This is a genomic window from Xanthomonas sp. LMG 12460 (assembly GCF_009192895.1).
In the GTDB taxonomy this organism is placed as follows: Bacteria; Pseudomonadota; Gammaproteobacteria; order Xanthomonadales; family Xanthomonadaceae; genus Xanthomonas_A; species Xanthomonas_A sontii.
This window is the reverse complement of the sequence record NZ_NKUH01000117.1, coordinates 1-23882: the sequence shown is the minus strand read 5'-3', so window position 1 is coordinate 23882 and position 23882 is coordinate 1. Positions and strand designations below refer to the sequence as shown.

The 23882-nt window shown below is 69.8% G+C and carries 16 protein-coding genes; 12 read left to right on the top strand and 4 right to left on the bottom strand.

Annotation, left to right across the window (positions count from 1 at the left end; all coding sequences use genetic code 11):
- Nucleotides 1-135: 135 nt before the first annotated feature.
- The 3 genes from creC to CEK66_RS18980 all read right to left on the bottom strand — a co-directional run bounded on the left by creC (nt 136) and on the right by CEK66_RS18980 (nt 4322).
- On the bottom strand, nt 136-1578 hold the full coding sequence (creC, locus tag CEK66_RS18990; protein ID WP_152237940.1) for a two-component system sensor histidine kinase CreC: 1443 nt from the start codon (nt 1576-1578) through the stop codon (nt 136-138).
- Nucleotide 1579: 1 nt separating this feature from the next.
- The gene (gene creB / locus CEK66_RS18985) at nt 1580-2290 is read right to left on the bottom strand and encodes a two-component system response regulator CreB (protein WP_193312716.1); all 711 of its coding nucleotides are present in this window, start codon (nt 2288-2290) and stop codon (nt 1580-1582) included.
- Between the two features lie 91 nt (nt 2291-2381).
- On the bottom strand, nt 2382-4322 hold the full coding sequence (locus CEK66_RS18980) for a GGDEF domain-containing protein (RefSeq protein ID WP_152237938.1): 1941 nt from the start codon (nt 4320-4322) through the stop codon (nt 2382-2384).
- Between the two features lie 241 nt (nt 4323-4563).
- Here CEK66_RS18980 and rlmJ point away from each other — a divergent pair, with 241 nt between their 5' ends.
- Nucleotides 4564-5421 carry a 23S rRNA (adenine(2030)-N(6))-methyltransferase RlmJ gene (rlmJ, locus tag CEK66_RS18975; protein ID WP_152237937.1) on the top strand — a complete coding sequence of 286 codons (858 nt, stop codon included), beginning with the start codon at nt 4564-4566 and terminating at the stop codon, nt 5419-5421.
- A 27-nt stretch (nt 5422-5448) separates the two neighbouring features.
- Here the strand turns inward: rlmJ and CEK66_RS18970 are convergent, their stop codons facing one another.
- Complete coding sequence (locus CEK66_RS18970) at nt 5449-6414, bottom strand: YwqG family protein (protein WP_152237936.1); 966 nt, start codon at nt 6412-6414, stop codon at nt 5449-5451.
- Between the two features lie 132 nt (nt 6415-6546).
- On the opposite strand from CEK66_RS18970, the gene CEK66_RS18965 reads away from it, so the two are divergent.
- The 11 genes from CEK66_RS18965 to CEK66_RS18915 all read left to right on the top strand — a co-directional run bounded on the left by CEK66_RS18965 (nt 6547) and on the right by CEK66_RS18915 (nt 23740).
- Nucleotides 6547-7089, top strand: a complete 543-nt coding sequence (locus CEK66_RS18965; protein WP_017909572.1) for a GNAT family N-acetyltransferase — start codon at nt 6547-6549, stop codon at nt 7087-7089.
- Nucleotides 7090-7210: 121 nt separating this feature from the next.
- The gene (mfd, locus tag CEK66_RS18960) at nt 7211-10867 is read left to right on the top strand and encodes a transcription-repair coupling factor (protein WP_152237935.1); all 3657 of its coding nucleotides are present in this window, start codon (nt 7211-7213) and stop codon (nt 10865-10867) included.
- A gap of 446 nt (nt 10868-11313) precedes the next feature.
- Entirely contained in the window at nt 11314-11634 is a 321-nt protein-coding gene (locus CEK66_RS18955; protein WP_017908422.1) for an STAS domain-containing protein, read from the top strand.
- Between the two features lie 13 nt (nt 11635-11647).
- Complete coding sequence (locus tag CEK66_RS18950; protein ID WP_152237934.1) at nt 11648-13732, top strand: chemotaxis protein CheA; 2085 nt, start codon at nt 11648-11650, stop codon at nt 13730-13732.
- Nucleotides 13733-13789: 57 nt separating this feature from the next.
- The gene (locus CEK66_RS18945; RefSeq protein WP_152237933.1) at nt 13790-15928 is read left to right on the top strand and encodes a methyl-accepting chemotaxis protein; all 2139 of its coding nucleotides are present in this window, start codon (nt 13790-13792) and stop codon (nt 15926-15928) included.
- 59 nt (nt 15929-15987) lie between these two features.
- Entirely contained in the window at nt 15988-17982 is a 1995-nt protein-coding gene (locus tag CEK66_RS18940) for a methyl-accepting chemotaxis protein (RefSeq protein ID WP_152237932.1), read from the top strand.
- 37 nt (nt 17983-18019) lie between these two features.
- Nucleotides 18020-19948 (top strand): methyl-accepting chemotaxis protein, encoded by a 1929-nt coding sequence (locus tag CEK66_RS18935; RefSeq protein WP_152237931.1) that lies wholly within the window; start codon nt 18020-18022, stop codon nt 19946-19948.
- Nucleotides 19949-19957: 9 nt separating this feature from the next.
- Complete coding sequence (locus CEK66_RS18930; RefSeq protein ID WP_026143817.1) at nt 19958-20491, top strand: chemotaxis protein CheW; 534 nt, start codon at nt 19958-19960, stop codon at nt 20489-20491.
- Between the two features lie 49 nt (nt 20492-20540).
- Nucleotides 20541-21812 carry an EAL domain-containing response regulator gene (locus tag CEK66_RS18925; protein ID WP_152237930.1) on the top strand — a complete coding sequence of 424 codons (1272 nt, stop codon included), beginning with the start codon at nt 20541-20543 and terminating at the stop codon, nt 21810-21812.
- A gap of 16 nt (nt 21813-21828) precedes the next feature.
- Nucleotides 21829-22635 (top strand): CheR family methyltransferase, encoded by an 807-nt coding sequence (locus CEK66_RS18920; protein ID WP_026143818.1) that lies wholly within the window; start codon nt 21829-21831, stop codon nt 22633-22635.
- A gap of 28 nt (nt 22636-22663) precedes the next feature.
- Nucleotides 22664-23740, top strand: coding sequence for a chemotaxis response regulator protein-glutamate methylesterase (locus CEK66_RS18915; RefSeq protein ID WP_152182712.1), 1077 nt, complete (start codon nt 22664-22666; stop codon nt 23738-23740).
- Nucleotides 23741-23882: the final 142 nt, after the last annotated feature.

Here is a 23882-nt window from a genome sequence, read left to right as displayed (position 1 = left end):
GGGAATGGGGAATGGGGATTGGAAAGCCGGCGTACTTGCGACGCGGTGTGCGCCCCCACTGTGGAAGGGACTTCAGTCCCGACGAGGGAACGCCGGCAGGCCGCCTCGGCGCGCCCGCGCACGAATCGATCCGGCTCAGGCCAGCGGCAACGCCAAGCAGGCCACCGCGCCGCCGCCGTCGCGGTTGCGCAGGCTGGCGTCGCCGCCGTGCAGGCGCGCCACCTCGCGCACGAACGGCAGGCCGAGGCCGGAGCTGCGCTGGCCGGTGGCCGGGCGCGCCAGCGAGTAGAAGCGCTCGAACACCCGCTCCAGCGCGTAATCGGGAACGCCTGGACCGGCATCCTCCACCGTCAGCAGCACGCGCGCATCGGCGCCGCGTTCGGCACGCAGCACGATGACCGCACCCTCCGGGGAGAAGGCGATGGCATTGTCGAGCAGGTTGTGCAGCGCCTGGCGCAGCAGGTAGGGATCGCCCGATACCGCCAGGGCCGGGTCCAGCACCTGGACCTGCAGTTGCAGGCCGCGCGCCTGCAGTTGCGGCGCCAGCGCTTCGGCCAGTTCCGCGCACAGCGGCGCCAGCGCCACGGGTTCGCGCCGTTGCAGCCAGCCGTGCTGCTCGACCTCGGCCAGCGCCAGCAGCTTGTCGATGGTCTCGGTGAGGCGCTGCTGCTGCTCGGCGATGTTGCGCACGAAGCGCTGCCGCTCCGGTTCCGGCAACGGCTCCTGCAGCAGTTCCGCCGCGCCGCGGATCGCGGCCAGCGGGCTCTTCATCTCGTGGGTCAGCGACTGCACGTACTGCTCGACGTACTGCTTGCCCTCCAGCTTGCGGCGCATGGTCTCCAGCGCACGGCCGAGATCGCCGATCTCGTCGCGGCGCGGCGGCGGCGGCGGCACCGGCGCACCGGCACTGACCGCCTGCGCATAGCGGTTGAGCCGGCCAATGCCGCGCAGCAGGCCCCAGGTCATCAGGATCCCGATCAGCGCCGAGATGCCGATCAGCCAGGCGCCGCGCAGCAGGATGCTGCGCTGGCTGGCGACGATGAACGGCTCGATGCTGCGGTTGGGCTGGGACAGGGTCAACACGCCGATCAGCCGCTGCGGGTCGGCCGGATCGTAGACCGGCGCGGCCACGTGCATCACCGTGTGGTTGGGGTCGCCGTCGGCCTCGGGACTGGAGCGGGCGCCGTACTCGCCGCGCAGGGTGCGGTACACGTCGTTCCAGCGCGAGTTGTCGCGGCCGATGTCCTGTCCGCGCGAATCGAACACCACGATGCCCGCCGCATCGGTGAGGGTGACGCGGTAGTCGACGCTGTGCTTGGGAAAACGCCAGACCATCGCGCGCGGATCGCGCCGCTGCGCCGCGGCCAGGTCGCGGGCGAAACGGCCGCTGGCGATGCGCCCGTCCTTGAGATCCTGCGCGGCCATCTGCGCCAGCACGTTGGCTGCGTCCACCAGGGTCGATTCCATCGCCTGGCGCACGCCCGGCTTGACCTCGTTGACGAACACCCGCATCACGAAGAAGGCGGCCACGCCGACGATCAGGAAGAAGCCCAGGAACAGCTTCAGCCCCAGCCGCACCTCAGGCCTCCAGCGCGTAGCCGAGGCCGCGGTGGGTGCGGATCGGATCGTCGGTGGTGCCGGCCGCGCGCAGCTTGGCGCGCAGGGTCTTGATATGGGTGTCGACGGTGCGGTCGGCACTGTCGGCGCTGCTGTCCCAGCCGCGGTCCATCAGTTGCGCGCGACTGAGGATGGCGCCGGGCCGCTGCAGCAGCGCTGCCAGCAACGCGTACTCGTAGCGGGTCAGGTCCAGCACCGCACCGCGCCAGCGGATGCGGCGGCCGTCGCGGTCGATGGCGAAATCGCCGTGCTGCTGCCAGCCGGCCTCGGCATCGCCGACGACCGCCGCGGGGCGCCGCAGCCGCGCCCGCACCCGCGCGACCAGTTCGCGCGGCGAGAACGGCTTGGCCACGTAGTCGTCGGCGCCCAGTTCCAGGCCGAGCACGCGATCGATCTCCTCGTTGCGCGCGGTCAGGAACAGCACCGGCACCTGGCTGAAACCGCGCAGCGTGCGGCACACCTCGAACCCGCTCAGGTCCGGCAGGCCGACGTCCAGCACCACCACGTCGATGCCGCCCTCGCGCAGCTGCGCCAGGGCCTCGCGCCCGAGCTGGCAATGCCGCACCGCGTAGCCCTCGCTGCGCAGCGCGTACAGTACGGTGTCGGCGATGGCGGATTCGTCCTCGACCACGAGGACACTGGCGGCGGCAGGCGTGGACATGGCGCGCAGCATAGCCGTCGCGCGGGCGCCGCGGCAGTCCGTCCGGCCATTCCGCGGCACCGCTCGTGGATCGGCACGGAACCCGACGCGCACCTGCGGCGCGTCAGCTGTCGCTGCCGCCGCGCGCGTTGGCCGCGCCCGGCGCCGACGCCAGTTCCACCCGGTTGCGGCCGCCGTGCTTGGCCCGGTACAGCGCGGCATCGGCGCGCGCCAGCAGCGCCTGGCTGCTCTCGCCGGCGCCGGCCTCGGCGACGCCGATGCTGACGGTCAGGCGCAGGCCCGGCACGACCGCGTCGAACGACTGCCGCTCCAGCACCTCGCGCAGCAGCCCGGCCAGCTCCCGTGCCTCGGCGCAGGTGGCACCGGGCAGCAACGCCAGGAACTCCTCGCCGCCGGTGCGGCCGAAGCTGTCGTTCCTGCGCAGGCTCTGCCGCAGGGTCGTGGCGACCAGCCGCAGCACCTGGTCGCCCGCGGCGTGGCCGTGCTCGTCGTTGATCCGCTTGAAGTGGTCCACGTCCAGCGCCAGCACCGACAGCGGCATGCGTCCGCCGCGCGGCAACGCCGCCAGCGCGGTGTCCAGTTCGCCCAGGACCTGGCGCCGCGAGGCGACGCCGGTAAGGCTGTCGATCCGCACTTCGCGGCGGGCGCCGCGCAGGCGCCCGAGGGTCAGGAACAACACCCCGACGAGCACCGCCAGCAACAGCAGCGCCGCGCCCAGCAACGCGCGTCGCAGGGTCGCCTCGCGCTCCATCGCCTGCAGCCGGTTACGCTGGGTTTCCGCCTTCTGCGCCAGTTGCAGCGCCGCCAGATCGCGCTCGCGGCTTTCCGATTCGGCGATCAGGAACTGCGATTGCTCGCGCTGCATGCGCGTATCCAGTTCCTGCTGCACGCGCATCTGCGCCTCGCGCGCATCCAGTGCCTGGCGCCAGGCGGCCAGCGCGCGCAAGGCGGTGGCCTTGAGGTCCAGCACGTCGCTGAGGCTGCGCAGGTCGCCGTTGGCGCGATAGCCCTGCTCGGCTTGTTCGGCCAGCGCCAGCGCGGCCCGCGCATCGCCGCTGCGCTCGGCGATCAGCGCATCGACGTAATCGCGGCGCGCGCGCATCAGCCGCGTGGCGCCCATCGCGACCAGTTGCGCCTCGGCCTGCTGCCGCTGCGCCCGCGCCTGCGGCAGGTTGCCCAGCAACGCGTTGACCCGGGCCGCGCGCAGCAACAGCGACGCCTGCGACCCCTCCAGCGGATGTCGGCCATGCAGCTCGGCCGCGCGCAGGTAGGCAGCCAGCGCCGCCGGCAGATCGCCGCGTTGCTCGGCGATGGCGCCTTCGCGCTCCACCGCCAGCGCCTGCATGTAGCCGCCATCGCCCTGCCTGGCCCGCTGCAGGACCTCGGCGACGACCTGCTGCGACAGATCCGGCAGGCCCATGTCCAGGTAGGCGTCGGCAATGCCGATCAGGGTCAGCAGCGCGACCCAGCCGCCATCGCGCCGTGCGTCCAGCGCGCGCAGTTCCTGCAAGGTACGCAGCGACTGCGCGTAGTGGCCGGCGTCGCGCTCGGCGAAGGCACGCATGCGCAGGGCCGCCGCGCGCAGTCGCGGGAACCGCTGCGCGTCGGTCAGCGCCAGGATCGTGGTGGCGGGCCGCAGATAGGCCGGGCGCTGGCCGTCGTTGTAGAGCGCATAGGTCTCGCACAGCAGGTACTCCAGGCGGACCTGCACATGGGTGCGCGCGATCGCGCCGCGCTCGCCGCGCCGCGCCTGCTCCACCGCCGCGGCCGGGCCCTGCGGAAAATGCTGGCAGTCGAAGGCGTCCAGGCGCGCCCGCCGCACCGGGTCGCCGGCGGGCAGCAGCGCCTGCAGGCGCGCATGCGCGACGCGGTAGGCCTGCTCGTCGGCGGCCATGTCCTTGCCGTGCGCACCGACATCCTCGATCAGCGCATCGAACGCCGCAGCCTGCGCTGCGCCCGAGGGCGCGGCTTCGGCACGGGAGGCGCCGCAGGCGGCGAACGGCAGCGCCAACGCCAGGACACCGAGCAACAGGGGAGAAGACATGAGCATGCGAACCGTGGACCCGCCGGCCGCCCACGCGGTATCGGCACTACGCACCCGAACGCTCCGACGACGCCTGCGCCCGGATGCACAGGCCCATCGTCCACACCTTCCGGCCTCATGCCCGGTAGGCGCCGTGCGGCCGCCAGCGGTCGCCCGGCTAGTGTACCGCGGCCGCGGACCCGCCCCGCCCGGCACCTCGGCAGGCGTGGCCGGCCGGCGTGGCGCCCCGTACACTGCGCGGATGAATTACCGCCACGCCTTCCACGCCGGCAACCATGCCGATGTCCTCAAGCACATCGTGCTGCTGGCGCTGCTCGATGCGTTCAAGCGCAAGGACAGCCCGTTCTTCGTGCTCGATACCCACGCCGGGCGCGGCCGCTATCTGTTCGCGGCCAGCGAGGCGCGCAAGACCGGCGAGGCCGCCGCCGGCGTGCTGCGGTTGATGGGCCAGCCGACCCTGCCCGACGTGGTGGAGCGCTACCTGCGCGCGGTGCAGGCCGACAATCCGGTCGGTGCCCTGGTCGCCTACCCTGGTTCGCCGCTGCTGGTGGCGCAGGCGCTGCGCGCGCAGGACCGGCTGGCCGCCTGCGAGCTGCAGGCCGAGGAAGCCGCCGAACTCAAGGCGTTGTTCGCCCACGACCGCCGCGTGCAGGTGCATGCCGGCGATGGCTATGCGGCGATCAAGGCGTTCCTGCCGCCCAAGTCCGGGGCCAACCGGATCGGCCGCGGGCTGGTGCTGATCGATCCGCCCTACGAAGCGCAGGACGCCGAGTACCCGCTGATCGTGGCCGCGCTGCGCGAAACGCTGAGCCGCTGGCCGCAGGCGGTGTGCACGGTGTGGTATCCGATCAAGCAGCGCCGCAGCCTGCAGCCGTTCTTCCGCAAGGCCGCGGCCCTGCCGGTGGCGTCGGCGCTGGTCGCCGAACTGCAGGTGCGGCCGGACGATTCGCCGCTGCGGCTCAACGGCAGCGGCATGCTGCTGCTCAATCCGCCCTGGCAGTTCGAGCAGACGCTGGCGCAGGCGCTGCCGCCGCTGAAGGCGCACCTGGGCGAAGCCGGTGCCAGCACGCGCCTGGAATGGCTCAAGCGCGAAGCATGAGGTACGCGGGGCGGCGCACGCGCGCGCTCAGAAGCAATCCCAGTTGTAGGCGATGCGGCTGAAATCGCCGCGCCGCAGGTCGTCCGGATCGATGAAGAAATTGGCGACGCCGCTGTCGCCCCACATCATCTCCTCGTCGCTGTCCAACTGCAGCAGCAGGACCTGCTTGTCCTGCAGGGTACGCGGGTCTTGCTGGGTGAACTCCGGGTAGCCGCCGAGCTTGTTGCCGCCACGGCTCAGGGCATCGAACAGCGCGTCGTCCACCGCATCCTGCGACACCGCGTGGCGCTTGGCGTAGGCGGCGGCCACCTCCTCCAGCGGCCTGCCCAGCACCTGCTCGAACCGCACATCGCTGCTGCCGATGGTTTCCTCGCCGGCGTCGAACCGCATCGCCCGCGGCCGCGCCGGATCGAACGGCAACGTGTCGGCCGCCGGCAACGGCACCTCGGCCTGCCGCGCCGACGCCTTCGGCTGCGGCCAGTACACCACGCGGAAATTGCGTTGTTCGCTCAGCGCGGCCAGGTCGCTGCGCGCACCACCGAAGTTGGCCCCGTAGAAGTCGTCGTCGCCGCCGATGAAGAACTGCAGCATGCCCTGGCGCGGGTAGCCGGGCAGCGGCGGCATCCGCGCCAGATCGATCTGCGCCAGCAACGCCAGCGGCTGGCCGTCGGCCGCATGCGGATACGGCTTGTCACCGGTCCAGTAGGGGCGCCCGCCGACCTTGCTGGCCAGGCGATCGTCCTGCGCCATCGGCCGCAGTTGCAGTTGCACCACCGGCCGGCGCGTGGCCTGCAGCCGCGCCTGGTACGGGGCCAATGCCTGCGTCGCCAGTTGCTCCGCATCGGCGACTGGAGCGGCGGTGGTGGCGGTCGGCGTGTCGTGGTGCTGCGCGCGCAGCAGCCACCTGCCACCGCCCACCAGCAGCCCCACCAGCAGCGTGGCCAAGCCCAGCCCGATCGCCGCGGAGACGGCCACGGCATGCGATGTCTTCATCGTCGCGCATTCCCTTGAACGAAGCGCCACTCTAGCAAGACCACCAGAACGGCACATCGGCAGGACGCTGCGTTCACGGGCGTAAGGTTTTGGTAATGCGAGAATCCAGGCTTCGTCGAGGATCATACGGCCATGGCTACCCGCAACCGCATGCCTCCGTGGCATGAAACCTTCACCCTGCCCAGTGGGCGCGAACTGCTGATCCGTCCGATCCGGCCGGAGGACAGCGCGCCGCTGCAAGGTGCCTTCGGCCTGCTCGGGCCGACCGAGATCCGCGAGCGCTTCCTGCATTCGACGCAGGAACTGACCGAGGACATGGCGCAACGCCTCACCCATCCCAATCCGAAGTCGGAACTGATCCTGGTCGCAGCCGAGCCGCTGCCGCCTGGCGAAGCCGTGGTCGGTGCGGTGGCGCGCGCCGCGATCAACCCGGGCACCCGCGAGGCGCAGTACGCGATCCTGGTCAGCAGTTTCGTTTCCGGCCAGGGCCTGGGCCGGCAATTGATGCGCAAGCTGGTCAAGTGGGCGCGCCGCAAGTATCTGGACCGGCTCTACGGCGATGTGCTCGAACGCAACGTACCGATGCTGCAGCTGGCCGAGTCGCTGGGCTTCCAGCGCATGCCGCATCCGGACAATCCGGACCTGGTGCGGGTGGTGCTGGAACTGGGCAGCTGAAAACTCGGGACCCGGGACCCGGGACCCGGAAAAGCCAGAGCTCCGCAGGCAGCTTCAGCTCCTGCTCTTACGTGTCCCCGGTCCCGGGCCCGGGTCCCGACCTTGCTAAACTAGTTGGTCCATGCCGCCCCTTCCCTTCCCCGTTCCGCCGCTGCCCAAGTCCGGCCAGCTCCGCGCGCACTGGCGCGCCCCCGCGTCCTCCACCGCTCTGGCCTGGCACATCGCCTGCGCCGCGTCCGCGCACCGCGGGCCGTTGCTGGTGGTCGCACGCGACAACCAGAGCGCGCATCAGCTCGAAGCCGACCTGCATAGCCTGCTCGGGGAGGATCCCAGCCTGCCGGTGGTGCCGTTCCCGGATTGGGAAACCCTGCCCTACGACCAGTTCAGTCCGCACCCGGACATCGTCAGCCAGCGCCTAGCCGCGCTGCACCGGCTGCCGACGCTGACCCAGGGCATCGTGGTGGTGCCGGTGCAGACGCTGATGCAGCGGGTGGCGCCGCTGCGCTACATCGTCGGCGGCAGTTTCGACCTGCGCGTAGGCCAGCGCCTGGACCTGGACGCGGAGAAACGCCGACTGGAAAGCGCGGGATACCGCAACGTGCCGCAGGTGATGGACCCGGGCGACTTCGCCGTGCGCGGCGGCCTGCTCGACGTGTACCCGATGGGCACCGACGCACCGCTGCGGATCGAACTGCTGGACGAGGACATCGATTCGATCCGCGCCTTCGACCCGGAATCGCAGCGCTCGCTGGACCATGTGCAGGCGGTGCGCATGCTGCCCGGGCGCGAAGTGCCGATGGACGACGTCAGCGTGGAGCGGGTGTTGACCGCGCTGCGCGAACGCTTCGACGTGGACACCCGGCGCAGTGCGCTGTACCAGGACCTGAAGGCCGGGCTGGCGCCGTCGGGCATCGAGTACTACCTGCCGCTGTTCTTCCAGGACACCCGCAGCAGCGGCGCACGCGAGGCTACCGCCACCCTGTTCGATTATCTGGGCGAGCACGTGCTGCCGCTGATCGCACCGGGCGTGGGCGCCGCGGCCGATGCGTTCTGGGCGCAGACCCAGGCCCGCTACGAGCAGCGCCGCCACGACGTGGAGCGCCCGCTGCTGGCGCCGGAGGAGCTGTACCAGGCGCCGGACGCGCTGCGCGAGCGCCTCAACGGGCTGCCGCGCATCGACGTGTGGGCCGCCGACCACCCGCGCATCGACGAGGCACAGGCGCTGGGCGACCAGCCGCTGCCGCCGCTGCCGGTGGCGGCCAAGGACGCCGCGCCGGGCGCGGCGCTGAAGAGCTTCCTCGATCACTACCCGGGCCGGGTGCTGATCGCGGCCGATTCGCCGGGCCGCCGCGAGGCGCTGCTGGAAGTGTTGGCGGCCGCGGAGTTGAAGCCGGAGGTGCTGCCGAATTTCGCGGCATTTGTTCCTTCTCCCACCGGGAGAAGGTGGCGCGAAGCGCCGGATGAGGGTGCGGCGTCTGCGCGGCCATCATCGAAGAAGGCGGGTTCGGTGGCAGCTTCCAAAGCTGCGCAGACACAAAACTCTAGCAGTCGGACCCTCACCCCTACCCCTCTCCCGGAGGGAGAGGGGCTTTCTGCTGCACGTTTCGCTATCGCGGTTGCGCCGCTCGACGACGGCTTCGCGCTGGAGGAGCCGCGGATCGCGGTGCTGACCGAGCGCCAGTTGTTCCCCGAGCGTGCCAGCCAGCCGCGGCGCAGCCGGCGTGTGGGGCGCGAGCCGGAAGCGATCATCCGCGACCTCGGCGAATTGTCCGAGGGCGCGCCGATCGTGCACGAGGACCACGGCGTCGGCCGCTACCGCGGGCTGATCGTGCTCGATGCCGGCGGCATGCCCGGCGAGTTCCTGGAAATCGAATACGCCAAGGGCGACCGGTTGTACGTGCCGGTCGCGCAGTTGCACCTGATCAGCCGCTACTCCGGCGCCTCGGCCGAGACCGCGCCGCTGCATTCGCTGGGCGGCGAACAATGGACCAAGGCCAAGCGCAAGGCCGCCGAGAAGGTGCGCGACGTGGCCGCGGAGCTGCTGGAGATCCAGGCGCGCCGGCAGGCCCGTGCCGGGCTGGCGCTGCAGGTGGACCGGGCGATGTACGAGCCCTTCGCCGCCGGCTTCCCGTTCGAGGAAACCCCCGACCAGCTGGCCGCGATCGACGCCACCCTGCGCGACCTGGCCAGCAGCCAGCCGATGGACCGCGTGGTCTGCGGCGACGTCGGCTTCGGCAAGACCGAGGTCGCGGTGCGCGCGGCCTTCGCCGCGGCCAGCGCCGGCAAGCAGGTGGCGGTGCTGGTGCCGACCACGCTGCTGGCCGAACAGCACTACCGCAACTTCCGCGACCGCTTCGCCGACTACCCGCTCAAGGTCGAAGTGCTGTCGCGCTTCAAGAGCAGCAAGGAGATCAAGGCCGAGCTGGAGAAGGTCGCCGCCGGCAGCATCGACGTGATCGTCGGCACCCATCGCCTGCTGCAGCCGGACGTGAAGTTCAAGGACCTGGGCATGGTCATCGTCGACGAGGAGCAACGCTTCGGCGTGCGCCAGAAGGAAGCGCTGAAGGCGCTGCGCGCCAACGTGCACCTGCTGACCCTCACCGCCACGCCGATCCCGCGTACCTTGAACATGGCCATGGCCGGCCTGCGCGACCTGTCGATCATCGCCACGCCGCCGCCGAACCGGCTGGCGGTGCAGACCTTCGTCACCCAGTGGGACAACGCGCTGTTGCGCGAAGCCTTCCAGCGCGAACTGGCGCGCGGCGGCCAGCTGTACTTCCTGCACAACGACGTGGAGAGCATCGGCCGCATGCAGCGCGAGCTGAGCGAGCTGGTGCCGGAGGCGCGCATCGGCATCGCCCACGGGCAGATGCCCGAGCGCGAGCTGGAAAAGGTGATGCTGGATTTCCAGAAGCAGCGCTTCAACGTGCTGCTGTCGACCACGATCATCGAATCGGGCATCGACATCCCCAACGCCAACACCATCGTCATCAACCGCGCCGACCGCTTCGGCCTGGCGCAGTTGCACCAGTTGCGCGGCCGCGTCGGCCGTTCGCACCATCGCGCCTACGCCTACCTGCTGGTACCGGACCGGCGCAGCATCACCCCCGATGCGCAGAAGCGGCTGGACGCCATCGCCTCGATGGACGAACTGGGCGCCGGCTTCACCCTGGCCACCCACGATCTGGAGATCCGCGGCGCCGGCGAACTGCTGGGCGAGGACCAGAGCGGGCAGATGGCCGAGGTCGGCTTCAGCCTGTACACCGAACTGCTGGAACGCGCGGTGCGCAGCATCCGCCAGGGCAAGCTGCCGGACCTGGATGCCGGCGAGGAAGCGCGCGGCGCCGAGGTGGAGCTGCATGTGCCCGCGCTGATCCCCGACGACTATCTGCCCGACGTGCATACCCGTCTGACGTTGTACAAGCGCATTTCCAGCGCCCGCGACAGCGACGGCCTGCGCGAACTGCAGGTGGAGATGATCGACCGCTTCGGCCTGCTACCGGATCCGGTGAAGCACCTGTTCGCGATCGCCGAACTGAAGCTGCAGGCCAACGTGCTGGGCATCCGCAAGCTGGAACTGGGCGAGCACGGCGGGCGCCTGGTGTTCGAGGCCAAGCCCAACGTGGATCCGATGACCATCATCCAGATGATCCAGAAGCAGCCCAAGCTGTATGCGATGGATGGCCCGGACAAGCTGAAGCTCAAGCTGCCGCTGCCGGAAGCGGCCGACCGCTTCAATGCCGCGCGCGGCCTGCTGACCGCGCTGTCGCCACGCTGAGCGACGCGGGCGCGTCCGCCCGCGTCGGCTCCCGCACGCGGCCGGCTGCCGCGACCCCACACCCCTGCCCCGCCCCGACCGCCACAACGTTCGGTGGCGTATGGGCGCTCGCGCCGCTGTGTTCCCTGGCCTGCAGCGGTCTTCACGTGAAGACCGCCGCCACGTCGCACGGATGGCGCGGCTTTTTGACGCCTTCCCCGTTGCCGCGACTGGCACGGCGCATGCAGAAACGTAAGGACCGACCGCATCGGCGCGGTTATGGGATCCGCGTCCTGGCACCGGTCTGAACCACTCAGGCTCGCGTGCGGCCTGCGAGACAAATGCTTCACGCGGGCTAAATATTTCTAAATATTTCCCGTCCGCGCCGATATTGCTGGTACCCAGGCCTGCACACGCCCTTCACGGCGTGGTGCCGGCTTTCCACTCGCCACTGCCGGAGACCCGCCATGCGCTCGACGCCCCCCGACGAACAGGATCCGCCGCTGCAGTTGATCGTGGACGGCGACATGACCATCCGCCATGCGGCCGAACTGAAGCCGCTGCTGCTGCCCGCGCTGGAGCATCCCGGCGGCCTGCGCCTGCAGGTGCAGGCGGTGAACGACATCGACGCCACCGGCGTGCAACTGCTGCTGGCCACCCAGGCCGCGCTGCGCGCGCTGGGACGGCCATTCCAGCTCGAGGGCTGCACCAAGGCGGTCGGCGACGCGCTGGACCTGCTCGGCCTGGGCGACGCGTTCGAGCGCGTCGGCGACGACACTCTTCACTAATCGGCAGCACGACATGAACATGGATCAATTGCTGCAGACCTTCATCGCCGAGAGCCGCGACCTGCTCGAGGACATGGAACGCAACCTGCTGGAAGCCGAGCGCGGCGAAGCCGGTCCCGACGCGGTCAACGCGATCTTCCGCGCCGCCCATACCATCAAGGGCTCCGGCGGCCTGTTCGATCTGGCGCAACTGGTCGGCTTCACCCATGTGGTGGAGAGCGTGCTGGACCTGGTGCGCGAGCAGGCCGTCGCGCTGGATTCGGAACTGATCCAACTGATGCTGGCCTGCTGCGACCACATCCGCACCCTGGTGGAAGCGGCCGCCGGCGCCGAGGCGGACGAAGTCACGCTGGCCACCGAGGGTGCGCCGCTGCTGGAACGCCTGCAGACCTACCTGCACCCTGCTGCCGCGCCGGCCGCCAAGGCCAGCGCCACCGCAACGCCCGCGGCGCCGGCGCAGACCGGCTACTGGCGGATCTCGCTGCAGTTGTTCGCCGATGCGCTGCGCTTCGGCAACTCGCCGCTGCACCTGATCCGCTGCCTGCGCAGCCTCGGCAGCCTGGAAGCGGTGCGCACCCGTCACGAGCGCGTGCCGGCGCTGCCGGACCTGGACCCTGAGGCCTGCTACCTGGGCTTCGACATCCTGCTGCGCAGCGACGCGCAGCAGGCCGCGATCGAGGACATCTTCGAATTCGTGCGCGACGACTGCGACCTGCAGGTGCTGGCGGTGGACCCGTACGGCGACGCCGCCAACCTGGATCTGCCGCTGCTGGTGGCCGAGGCCGGCAGCCAGGCCAGCGCTGACGACTTCGCCGGTTTCGAGAGTGCCGCCACACCGGAGGCCGCGCCGGCTGCAGCCGCACCGGCCATGCCCAATGCGCCGGCCGCGGCAGCGGCCCCCGCCGCCAATGCCGGCCCCGCCAAGGCCGCCGGCGCGCGCGGCGAAGGCGGCTCGATCCGCGTCGACGCCGACAAGCTCGACCGCATGATCGACCTGGTCGGCGAGCTGATCATCGCGGTCGCCAGCACCGGCGCCAACGCGCAGCGCACCGGCGATGCGCAGTTGCTGGAGTCCACCTCGATCCTCGCCGGGCTGGTCGAAGAGGTGCGCGAAAGCGCGCTGCAGCTGCGCATGGTCAAGATCGGCGGCACCTTCAGCCGCTTCCACCGCGTGGTCCACGACGTGGCCCGCGAACTGGGCAAGGACATCGCGCTGGTGGTCAATGGCGAGGACACCGAGCTGGACAAGTCGGTGGTGGAGAAGATCGCCGATCCGCTGACCCACCTGGTGCGCAACGCCATGGATCACGGCATCGAACCGGCCGAGGTGCGCCAGGCGCGCGGCAAGCCGGTGCGCGGCACGGTACGCCTCAACGCCTTCCACGATTCCGGCAGCATCGTCATCCAGATCAGCGACGACGGCGGCGGCCTCAACCGCGACCGGATCCTGGCCAAGGCGCTGGAACGCGGCCTGATCGAACCCGGCCGCCAGCTCTCCGACCGCGAGGTGTTCGCGCTGATCTTCGAGCCGGGCTTCTCCACCGCCGAGAAGGTCACCAACCTGTCCGGCCGCGGCGTCGGCATGGACGTGGTCAAGCGCAACATCGCCGCGCTGCGCGGCAGCGTCGACATCAGCAGCCAGCAGGACGTCGGCACCACCATCTCGGTGCGGCTGCCACTGACCCTGGCGATCATCAACGGCTTCCAGGTCGGGGTCGGCAAGTCGGTGTTCGTGGTGCCGCTGGACGTGGTCGAGGAATGCGTGGAGTTCGCACCGAACTACCAGAGCGAGTACATCGACCTGCGCGGCAACGTGCTGCCCTACGTACGCCTGCGCTCGCTGTTCGCCATCGCCGGCGCGCCGCCGGCGCGCGAGAGCATCGTGGTGATCCGCCAGGGCTCGCAGCGGTTCGGCCTGGTGGTCGACACCCTGCTGGGCGAGTGGCAGACCGTGATCAAGCCGCTCTCCAAGGTCTTCGCCCAGGTCAAGGGCATCAGCGGCTCCAGCATCCTCGGCAGCGGCGGGGTCGCCCTGATCCTGGACGTGCCGTCGCTCATCGGCCAGTTGCAACCCGGCACCGAATCGCTGGCGGCCTGAACCGCCGCATCGCCTGCCGTCATTCCTACGTCACGCCATCAACCAGGAATCGCCGTCATGTCCCAGAACCGGACGCCCCTTACCACCCTGCCGACGGCCGCGGTCGTCGCCGTCGCCCTGCCCGCCGCCGCGGCCGTCGCGGCGCTGGCGCTGCCGCTGGCCGGCGGCCTCGCCTGGGCTGCGGTCGCCGTGGCCACGCTGGTCGCCGGCCTGGTGCTGGGCGGCAGCGTGCGTTCGGCGCAGCAAACGTCCGCTGCCGCGCAGCGCGAACTGGACCTGGCCCGCACCGGTCTGCAGGCGCTGGCGCAGGGCGAACTGGAGCGCGTGGACGCGACCGCCGGCGGCAGCGAGATCGGCCAGGCCCTGCTCGCCGCGCAGCGGCCGCTGCGGCAGTTGCAGGCCGACGTCGCGCACATGACCCGCGCACACGCCGCCGGCGACTGCGACGTGATGCTGGATGCGACGCAGGCCAGCGGCGCCTATCGGGCCGTGGCCGGCGACATCAACCAACTGGTCGGCGCCCACATCGGCGTCTGCAAGCAGGCGATCGATTGCGTGGGCGAGTTCGGCCGCGGCAACTTCACCGCGCCGCTGGCCGCGTTCCCGGACAAGAAGGCCTACATCAACGACACCATCGAGCAGGTGCGGCGCAACATGCTCGGCCTGATCGCCGAAATGCGCCGCGTCTCCGAGCAGCACGAGGCCGGCGAGATCGACGCCAGCATCGACAGCGCGCACTTCCAGGGCGACTTCCGCAGCATGGCCGACGGCATCAACCGCATGGTCGGCAGCCACATCGCGGTCAAGAAGCAGGCGATGGGCGTGGTCGCCGAGTTCGGCCGCGGCAACTTCGACGCGGGCATGCCGCAGCTACCCGGCAAGAAGGCCTTCATCAACGACACCATCGAGCAGGTGCGCGGCAACTTCAAGCGCCTGATCGGCGAGATCGCGCGCATGTCCGACGAGCACGACAAGGGCGACATCGACGTGCAGATCGACTGCACCCATCTGGACGGGGAATTCTGCGCGATCGGCAAGGCCATCAACCGCATGGTCGCGGCGCATATCGCGGTCAAGAAGCAGGCGCTGGGCGTGGTCGCCGAGTTCGGCCGCGGCAACTTCGACGCGCCGATGCCGCAGCTGCCGGGCAAGAAGGCCTTCATCAACGAGATCATCGAACAGACCCGCGGCAATCTGCGCAGTGTCGGCGACGTGATCAAGGTGATGGGCGCGATGGCCGAGGGCGACCTCAGCCGCCAGGTGCAGGGTCACTACGAAGGCGCCTTCGCCGACATGCAGCGCTACGTCAACGCCACCATCGACAAGCTCACCAGCATCGTCAACGAGGTCAACGGCAACGCCGTGACCCTGGCCAGCGCCGCCGAGGAACTGTCCTCCACCGCGCAGTCGCTGAGCCAGGCGGCCAGCGAGCAAGCCGCCGGCGTGGAGGAGACCAGCGCCTCGCTGGAGCAGATGACCGGCTCCATCGCGCAGAACGCGGAGAACGCCAAGATCACCGACGGCATGGCCGCCAAGGCCTCGCGCGAGGCCGCCGAAAGCGGCGAGGCGGTCCGCGCCACCGTCTCGGCGATGAAGGAGATCGCACGCAAGATCGGCATCATCGACGACATCGCCTACCAGACCAACCTGTTGGCGCTGAACGCGGCGATCGAGGCCGCGCGCGCCGGCGAGCACGGCAAGGGCTTCGCGGTGGTCGCCGCCGAGGTACGCAAGCTGGCCGAGCGCAGCCAGGTCGCCGCGCACGAGATCGGCGACGTCGCCAGCACCAGCGTGAACCTGGCCGAGACCGCCGGGCGCCTGCTCGGCGAGATGGAACCGTCGATCCGCCGCACCTCCGACCTGGTGCAGGAGATCACCGCCGCCTCCGAAGAGCAGAGCTCCGGCGTCGGCCAGATCAACACCGCGGTGGTGCAGCTCAGCCAGACAACACAGCAATCCGCTGCCAACGCTGAAGAATTGGCCGCCACGGCCGAAGAAGTAAGCAGCCAGGCCGAACAGTTGCAAACGCTCATGAGCTTCTTCACCACCGGCGCCACGCCCACCCCGGCACCGGCCCCGCAGCCGCGGCGGCTGCCGACGCCGATGCAACGCGGGCCACGTGCGCGCAGCTTCGGCGGGCCTGCCGCCACGGCGCAGGCCGCACGCCTGGAAGAAGCCGCGTTCGTCTCGTTCTGATCCATCTCCGCACCGGCCCGGCAGGCCGGTGCCTCTCTATCCCGCACAGGTACCACGGCATGTCCAACTCCCTTTCGCTGTCATCCAAGCTGTGGAGCGGCTCGGCCATCGCCATCGTGCTGCCATTGGCCGCCGCCGTGTGCGGGTTCGCCCTCGGCCTGCCCGCCGGGCAGACCCTGGCGCTGGGCATCGGCGCCACCGTGCTCGCCGCCGCGGTACTGGCCTTTACCGTCCACGCCATCACCCGCTCGCTGCGGATCGCCACCACCACCCTGGCGCGCTTCGCCACCGGCAACTTCGAGGTGGTGATGCCGACGGTGCGCAACGACCAGGCCTGCGAGGTGCTGCTGGCACTGCGCCAGGTGCAGACCGGCATGCGTCAGATCAACGACGAGATCGTGCGCATGTCGCGCGAGCACGATGCCGGCGACATCGACGTGGTGATCGAGAGCCATCGCTTCGAGGGCGAGTTCAAGGTCATCGCCGAAGGCGTCAACCGCATGGTCGGCGACCACATCGCCACCAAGAAGAAGGCGCTGGCCTGCGTGGCCGAGTTCGGTCGCGGCAATTTCGATGCGCCGCTGGAGACGCTGCCGGGCAAGAAGGTCTTCATCAACGAGATCATCGAGCAGGTGCGGCGCAACATGCAGGGGCTGATCGCGCAGATGAAGCACATGTCCGCGCAGCACGACGCCGGCGACATCGACGTGGTGATCGAGAGCCACCGCTTCGAAGGCGATTTCCGCAGCATGGCCGACGGCATCAACCGCATGGTCGGCGACCACATCGCCACCAAGAAGAAGGCGATGGCCTGCATCGCCGAATTCGGCCGCGGCAACTTCGACGCGCCGTTGGAAGCCCTCCCGGGCAAGAAGGCGTTCATCAACGACACGATCGAGCAGGTGCGTTCCAACCTGCGCGCGCTGATTCGCGACACCAGCCTGCTGGTCGATGCCGCCGCGGCCGGCCGTCTGGACGTGCGTGCCGACAGCAGCCTGCACCATGGCGACTTCCGCCGCATCGTCGACGGCGTCAACCTGACCCTGGACACGGTGATCGGCCCGCTGAACGAAGCCGGCGCCGTGCTCAAGGCGATCGAGGCCGGCGACCTGACCCGGCTGGCGGACGTGCAGTGCCAGGGCCAGCTGAAGGAACTGTGCGACAGCATCAACGCCACCGTCGCGCGCCTGGCGCAGGTGGTCGGCGAGGTGAACATCAATGCCGAAGCACTGGCCAGCGCCTCCGAGCAGGTCAGCGCCACAGCGCAGTCGCTGAGCCAGGCGGCCAGCGAACAGGCCGCCGGCGTGGAGGAGACCAGCGCCTCGCTGGAGCAGATGACCGCGTCCATCGCACAGAACACCGAGAACGCCAAGGTCACCGACGGCATGGCGGCCAAAGCCGCGCGCGAAGCCAACGAAGGCGGCGATGCGGTGCGCTCGACGGTGACCGCGATGAAGCAGATCGCGCAGAAGATCGGCATCATCGACGACATCGCCTACCAGACCAACCTGCTGGCGCTGAACGCGGCGATCGAGGCCGCGCGCGCGGGCGAGCACGGCAAGGGCTTTGCGGTCGTCGCAGCAGAAGTGCGCAAGCTGGCCGAGCGCAGCCAGGTGGCCGCGCAGGAAATCGGCCAGGTCGCCGAGTCCAGCGTGGAGCTGGCCGAGGACGCCGGCAAGCTGCTGGAGCAGATGGTGCCGTCGATCCGCCGCACCTCGGACCTGGTGCAGGAGATCACCGCCGCCTCCGAGGAACAGACCTCCGGCGTCGGCCAGATCAACGCCGCGGTCGGCCAGCTCAACCAGACCACCCAGCAGGCCGCAGCCAACTCCGAGGAGCTGGCCGCCACGGCCGAGGAAATGAGCGGGCAGGCCGAGCAGTTGCAGCAGTTGATGAGTTTCTTCCGTACCAACCAGGTCGTGGCGCCGCGGCGTCCGAAGACAGTCACCGTCGGTCCGTCCCGCAGGGCGGCGCCGGCGCGCAAGCGTGGGTTCGGCGAGGTCGGCCTGGCACTGGTGTCGGGGCCGGACGAAGCCCATTTCGATACGTTCTGACATCCACTTTCACGACATCACATCCAGGGGGATCACGATGTTCCAGCACATGAAGATCGGCACGCGCATCGGCATCGGCTTCGGCCTAGTGTTGCTGCTGCTGTTGGGGACCGGCATTTTCGCCACGATGCAGATGGCCAGGATCAACGGCTCGTCCACAGAGCTCGCCACCAACTGGATGCCCAGCGTGCGCAACGTCGAGGAGATGAGCGCGAACTTCAACAAGCTGCGTCTGCTCGAGTTGCAGCGGGTCGTCGCCACCAGTCCAGCCGAGATGCAGGATTACGACACGCGCATGCTCAAGACACTGGAGGCGTTCGAGAACAACAGGAAGACCTATGTCCCGCTGATCTCCTCGCCCGAGGAGCAGGCGCTGTACACGGATTTCGCCAAGAACTTCGATCGCTACACGGAGCTGCACAAGCAGTTGCTGGCGCTGGCGGCGCAGGGAAAAACGCAGGAGGCGATGACCGCACTGAACGGCGAGCAGCGGCAGATCTTCCGCAGCACCGCCGACGCGATCGACAAGCTGGTGGACCTGAACGTCAAGGGCGGCCAGGATGCCAGCGACCGCGGCGACGAACTCTATGCGTCCGCGCGCTCGCTGATCATCGCGACCATCGTGGCGGCGGTGCTGCTGGGCGCGGTCGTGGCGTTCTTCATCGTGCGCATCCTCACCCGCCTGCTGGGCGGCGAGCCGGCCTATGTGGCCGAGATCGCCAACAAGGTGGCGCAGGGCGACCTCAACCTGGAGGTGGCGGTGCGCGCCAACGACAGCGGCAGCGCGCTGTATGCGATGCGGAGCATGGTCGAGCGGCTGAAGCTGGTGATCGACGGCCAGCGCCGTGTGGTCGCGGCCGCCAACCGCGGCGACTTCTCCGAGCGGATCGCGCTGGATGGCCTGGCGGGGTTCCAGCGTGAGATGGGCCAGGGCCTGAACGATCTGGCGACCACGACCGGCGGCAGCATCCAGGACGTGGTGCGGGTGATGGGCGGCCTGGCCGAGGGCGACCTGACCCAGAGCATCGACAAGCACTACGACGGCGCCTACGCCGAAATGAAGAACTACATCAACGACACCATCGCGCGCCTGTCGCAGGTGGTCAGCGAGGTCAACGGCAATGCCGAATCGCTGGCCAGCGCGTCGGAAGAAGTCAGCGCCACCGCGCAGTCGCTGAGCCAGGCGGCCAGCGAGCAGGCCGCCGGCGTCGAAGAAACCAGCGCCTCGCTGGAGCAGATGACCGCGTCGATCTCGCAGAACACCGAAAACGCCAAGATCACCGACGGCATGGCCAGCAAGGCCTCCAGCCAGGCGCTGGACGGCGGCGAATCGGTGCGGGCGACCGTGCAGGCGATGAAGCAGATCGCGCAGAAGATCGGCATCATCGACGACATCGCCTACCAGACCAACCTGCTGGCGCTGAACGCGGCGATCGAGGCCGCGCGTGCCGGCGAGCACGGCAAGGGCTTTGCGGTGGTCGCCGCGGAAGTGCGCAAGCTGGCCGAACGCAGCCAGATCGCGGCGCAGGAGATCGGCGACGTCGCCAGCTCCAGCGTGGAACTGGCCGAGAACGCCGGCAAGCTGCTGGACGAGATGGTGCCGTCGATCAAGCGCACCTCCGACCTGGTGCAGGAGATCACCGCCGCCTCCGAGGAGCAGACCTCCGGCGTCGGTCAGATCAATGCCGCGGTCGGCCAACTCAACCAGACCACCCAGCAGGCCGCGTCCAACTCCGAGGAGCTGGCCGCCACGGCCGAGGAGATGAGCGCGCAGGCCGAACAGCTGCAGCAGCTGATGAGCTTCTTCAAGGTGCAGGGCGCCCCGCCGGCCAGGACCGCGGCGCGACGTCCCGGCGCCGGGCGCGGCCGCAACGGGCAGGCCGGTCCCAAGCCGATCGCGCGCGTCGCCAACGGCCAGCTGGTCCTGGCGGATTCGCTCGACGAAGCCCACTTCGAAACCTTCTGAGACATGGCCATGAACGCTCCCGCTTCGCTCTCACCCTCCGACGCCGGCGACCTGGCCACGGACCAGTTCCTGACCTTCCTGCTCGGCAAGGAAATGTTCGGCGTCGGCATCCTCGGCATCAAGGAGATCATCGAGTACCGCACGCCGACCGACGTGCCGATGATGCCGCCCGCGTTGCGCGGGGTGATCAACCTGCGTGGCGCCGTGGTGCCGGTGGTGGACCTGCAGCAACGCTTCGGCCGCGCGCCCAGCGAGATCAGCAAGCGCACCTGCATCGTCATCATCGAGGTGGCCAGCGGCGAGGAACGCCAGGTGCTGGGCCTGCTGGTGGACGCGGTCAGCGAGGTGCTGGAGATCGCCACCGCCGACATCGCGCCGCCGCCGGCCTTCGGGACCGGCATCCGCCGCGATTTCATCCACGGCATGGGCAAGGTCGGCGAGCGCTTCGTGATCCTGCTCGCCGCCGATGCGGTGCTGGCGCCCCAGGAGTTCGCCAGCATGACCGCGCTCGACGCCCACCTGGAAGAAGGCATCGCCGCCTGAGCGGCCGTTGCCACTTAGCGCCCCTCCCTTTCCTCGAAACGGATTTCGCATGCCCACGTCCCCCGACACCGCCGCCCTGCACCACTTCGGCACGGTCCTGGTGGTCGACGACAGCCAGGTCCAGCGCGAACATGCGCTGGCCCTGTGCCAGCGCATGGGGGCGGTGGCGGTGGAAGGCGCGGCCGACGGCCATGCCGCGCTGGCACGGGTAACCCAGGGGCCGCCGCTGGGGCTGTTGATCGTGGATCTGGAAATGCCCGGCATGGACGGCGTGCAATTGCTCGACGCACTGGCCCGCTGCAGCGTGCGCGTGCCGATCGTGGTCGCCTCGCAGCGCGGCGCGGCCCTGATCGACTCGGTGCTGCAGGTCGGGCGCAGCAACGGCCTGCAGGTGCTGGCGGGACTGGAGAAGCCGCTGCGCGCCGCCCAGCTCGCTGCCGCGGTGCGCGCCCACGCGCCGAGCGCGCCGGCACCACGTGACGACGCCGAGGCGCCCGGCGAGGCGACCATGGCGGCGATGCTGCGCGAGGCACTGCAACGCGGCGAGATCGAGGTGGCCTATCAGCCCAAGGTGGACATGCGCAGCGGCCGGGTCGGCGGCGTGGAAGCGCTGGCGCGCTGGCGCCATCCCAGTGCCGGGCCGATCGCGCCGGACCGCTTCATCGCCGTGGCCGAGCGCGAAGGCCTGATTCACGCGCTCACCGCCTGCGTCGCCGACCAGGCGATGGCACGACTGGCGGCGTGGAAACAGGACGGGTTCCAGCTGACCCTGGCGTTGAACCTGTCGCCGAGCATGCTGCAGGACCCGAACCTGCTCGACGAACTGCTCGGGCTGCTGCGCCAGCATGGGCTGGCGCCGTCGGACCTGGTGCTGGAAATCACCGAAAGCTCGCTGGTCTGCGGCAGCGCACTGGGCATGCTGGCACGGCTGCGGCTGCAGGGCTTCGGCCTGTCGCTGGACGACTACGGCACCGGCTTCTCCTCGCTGCAGCAGCTCACCCGCATCCCCTTCACCGAACTGAAGATCGACCGCATCTTCGTCCACGACGCGCACCGCAGCCGCAACCTGCGCACGGTCCTCGAATCGGCGCTGGGCATGGCCCAGCGGCTGGGCCTGAGCACCGTCGCCGAGGGCATCGAAACGGTGGAGGACTGGACCCTGCTGCAGGAGCTGGGCTGCGACTTCGGCCAGGGCTACCTGCTGGCGCGCCCGTTGGGGGGCGGCGCGCTGCACGCCTGGCTGCTGGAGCACCAGCGCCTGCTGCAGGAACACGGCCCCACCGGCAACGCCAGCGTCCCCGCTCCCGCCCCTCCCCACTGACCGACCGGCCATGACCATGACCAGCCACGACACCATCACCGAGCAGGAATTCGGCCGGTTCCAGCGCTTCATCTTCGACGCCGCCGGCATCACCATCTCGCCGGCCAAGAAGGCCATGCTGTGCGGACGCCTGGGCAAGCGCCTGAAGGCGCATTCGCTGCAGACCTACACCCAGTACCTCAAGCTGCTGGAAAGCCGCGAGGGCAGCGGCGAGGTGCAGACCGCGATCGACCTGCTGACCACCAACGAAACCTATTTCTTCCGCGAACCCAAGCACTTCGACCTGCTGCGCAGCATCGCCGCCGCGCATACCGGCAGTACGCCGTTCCGTTGCTGGAGCGCGGCCAGTTCCAGCGGCGAGGAGGCCTACAGCATGGCCATGGTGCTGGACGATACCCTGCAGGGCCGCCCCTACGAGGTGGTCGGCACCGACATCAGCACGCGCGTGCTGGCCAAGGCGCGGACCGGCCATTATCCGCTGCTGCGCATCGAGCACATGCCGCCGGCCATGCTCAAGCGCTACTGCCTCAAGGGCCGCGGCGAGTACGAAGGCAGCATGCTGATCGACCGCAAGATCCGCGACCATGTGCGCTTCCTGCACGCCAACCTCAACGCGACGCTGCCCAACCTGGGCCAGTTCGACGTGGTGTTCCTGCGCAACGTGATGATCTACTTCAACGGCCAGACCAAGCGCGAAGTGGTGGCGCGGGTGCTCGGCACGCTCAAGCGCGGCGGCATCTTCTGCATCGGCCACTCCGAAAGCCTCAACGACGTCAACGGCGACGTGGTGCAGATCGCGCCGTCGGTGTACCGCAAGCCATGAACCACGACGTCCCAGGAGGGAACCCCGCATGACCACGATCAAGGCCATGGTGATCGACGATTCGGCGGTGGTGCGCCAGGTGCTGGTCGCCGTGCTCAACGACGCGCCCGGCATCGAGGTCATCGCCGCCGCGGCCGACCCGCTGCTGGCGATGGACAAGATGCGCCAGCAGTGGCCAGACGTGATCGTGCTGGACGTGGAGATGCCGAAGATGGACGGCATCACCTTCCTGCGCAAGATCATGAGCGAACGCCCCACCCCGGTGGTGATCTGCTCCACGCTCACCGAGAAGGGCGCGCGGGTGACCATGGACGCGCTGGCCGCCGGCGCGGTGGCGGTGGTGACCAAGCCCAAGCTCGGCCTCAAGCAATTCCTCACCGACTCGGCCGAGGAAATGATCGCCACGGTGAAGAGCGCGGCGCGCGCCAACGTCAAGCGCCTGTCGTCGCGGCCGGCCGTGGCGCCGGCGGAGCCGGAGATCAAGCACACCGCCGACGTGATCCTGCCCGCACAAGGCGGCCGCGCGCTGTCGCAGACCACCGAACGGGTGGTGGCGATCGGCACCTCCACCGGCGGCACCCAGGCGCTGGAGGAAGTGCTGACCGCGCTGCCGCGGGTCAGCCCCGGCATCGTCATCGTCCAGCACATGCCGGAAAAGTTCACCGCCGCCTTCGCCGCACGCCTGGACACGCTGTGCCAGATCTCGGTGAAGGAAGCGGCCAACAACGACCGCGTGGTGCCGGGACGCGCGCTGATCGCGCCGGGCGGCAAGCACATGCTGCTGCGGCGCAGCGGCGCGCAGTACTTCGTCGAAGTGCTGGACGGGCCGCCGGTGAACCGGCACCGGCCATCGGTGGACGTGCTGTTCCGCTCCGCCGCGCGCGCCGCCGGCGGCAACGCGCTGGGCATCATCATGACCGGCATGGGCGACGACGGCGCGGTCGGCCTGCTGGAGATGCGCCAGGCCGGCGCACGCACCGTGGCCCAGGACGAACAGAGCAGCGTGGTGTTCGGCATGCCCAAGGAAGCGATCAAGCGCGGCGGCGCGGAGAAGATCCTGCCGCTCAACGCGATGGCGCGCGAGATCGGCCAGCAGCTGAGCTAGCCCAGCCGGCCACCGCACCACCCTGCCGCAGGAGCCGCTTCAGCCGCGACGAAGCATTCCCATGAATGTCGGTCGCGGCTGAAGCCGCTTGTGTCAAATAAGGGTCTATCGTTGTAGGTGAGAGCGGAGTGCGGCAGGCCGT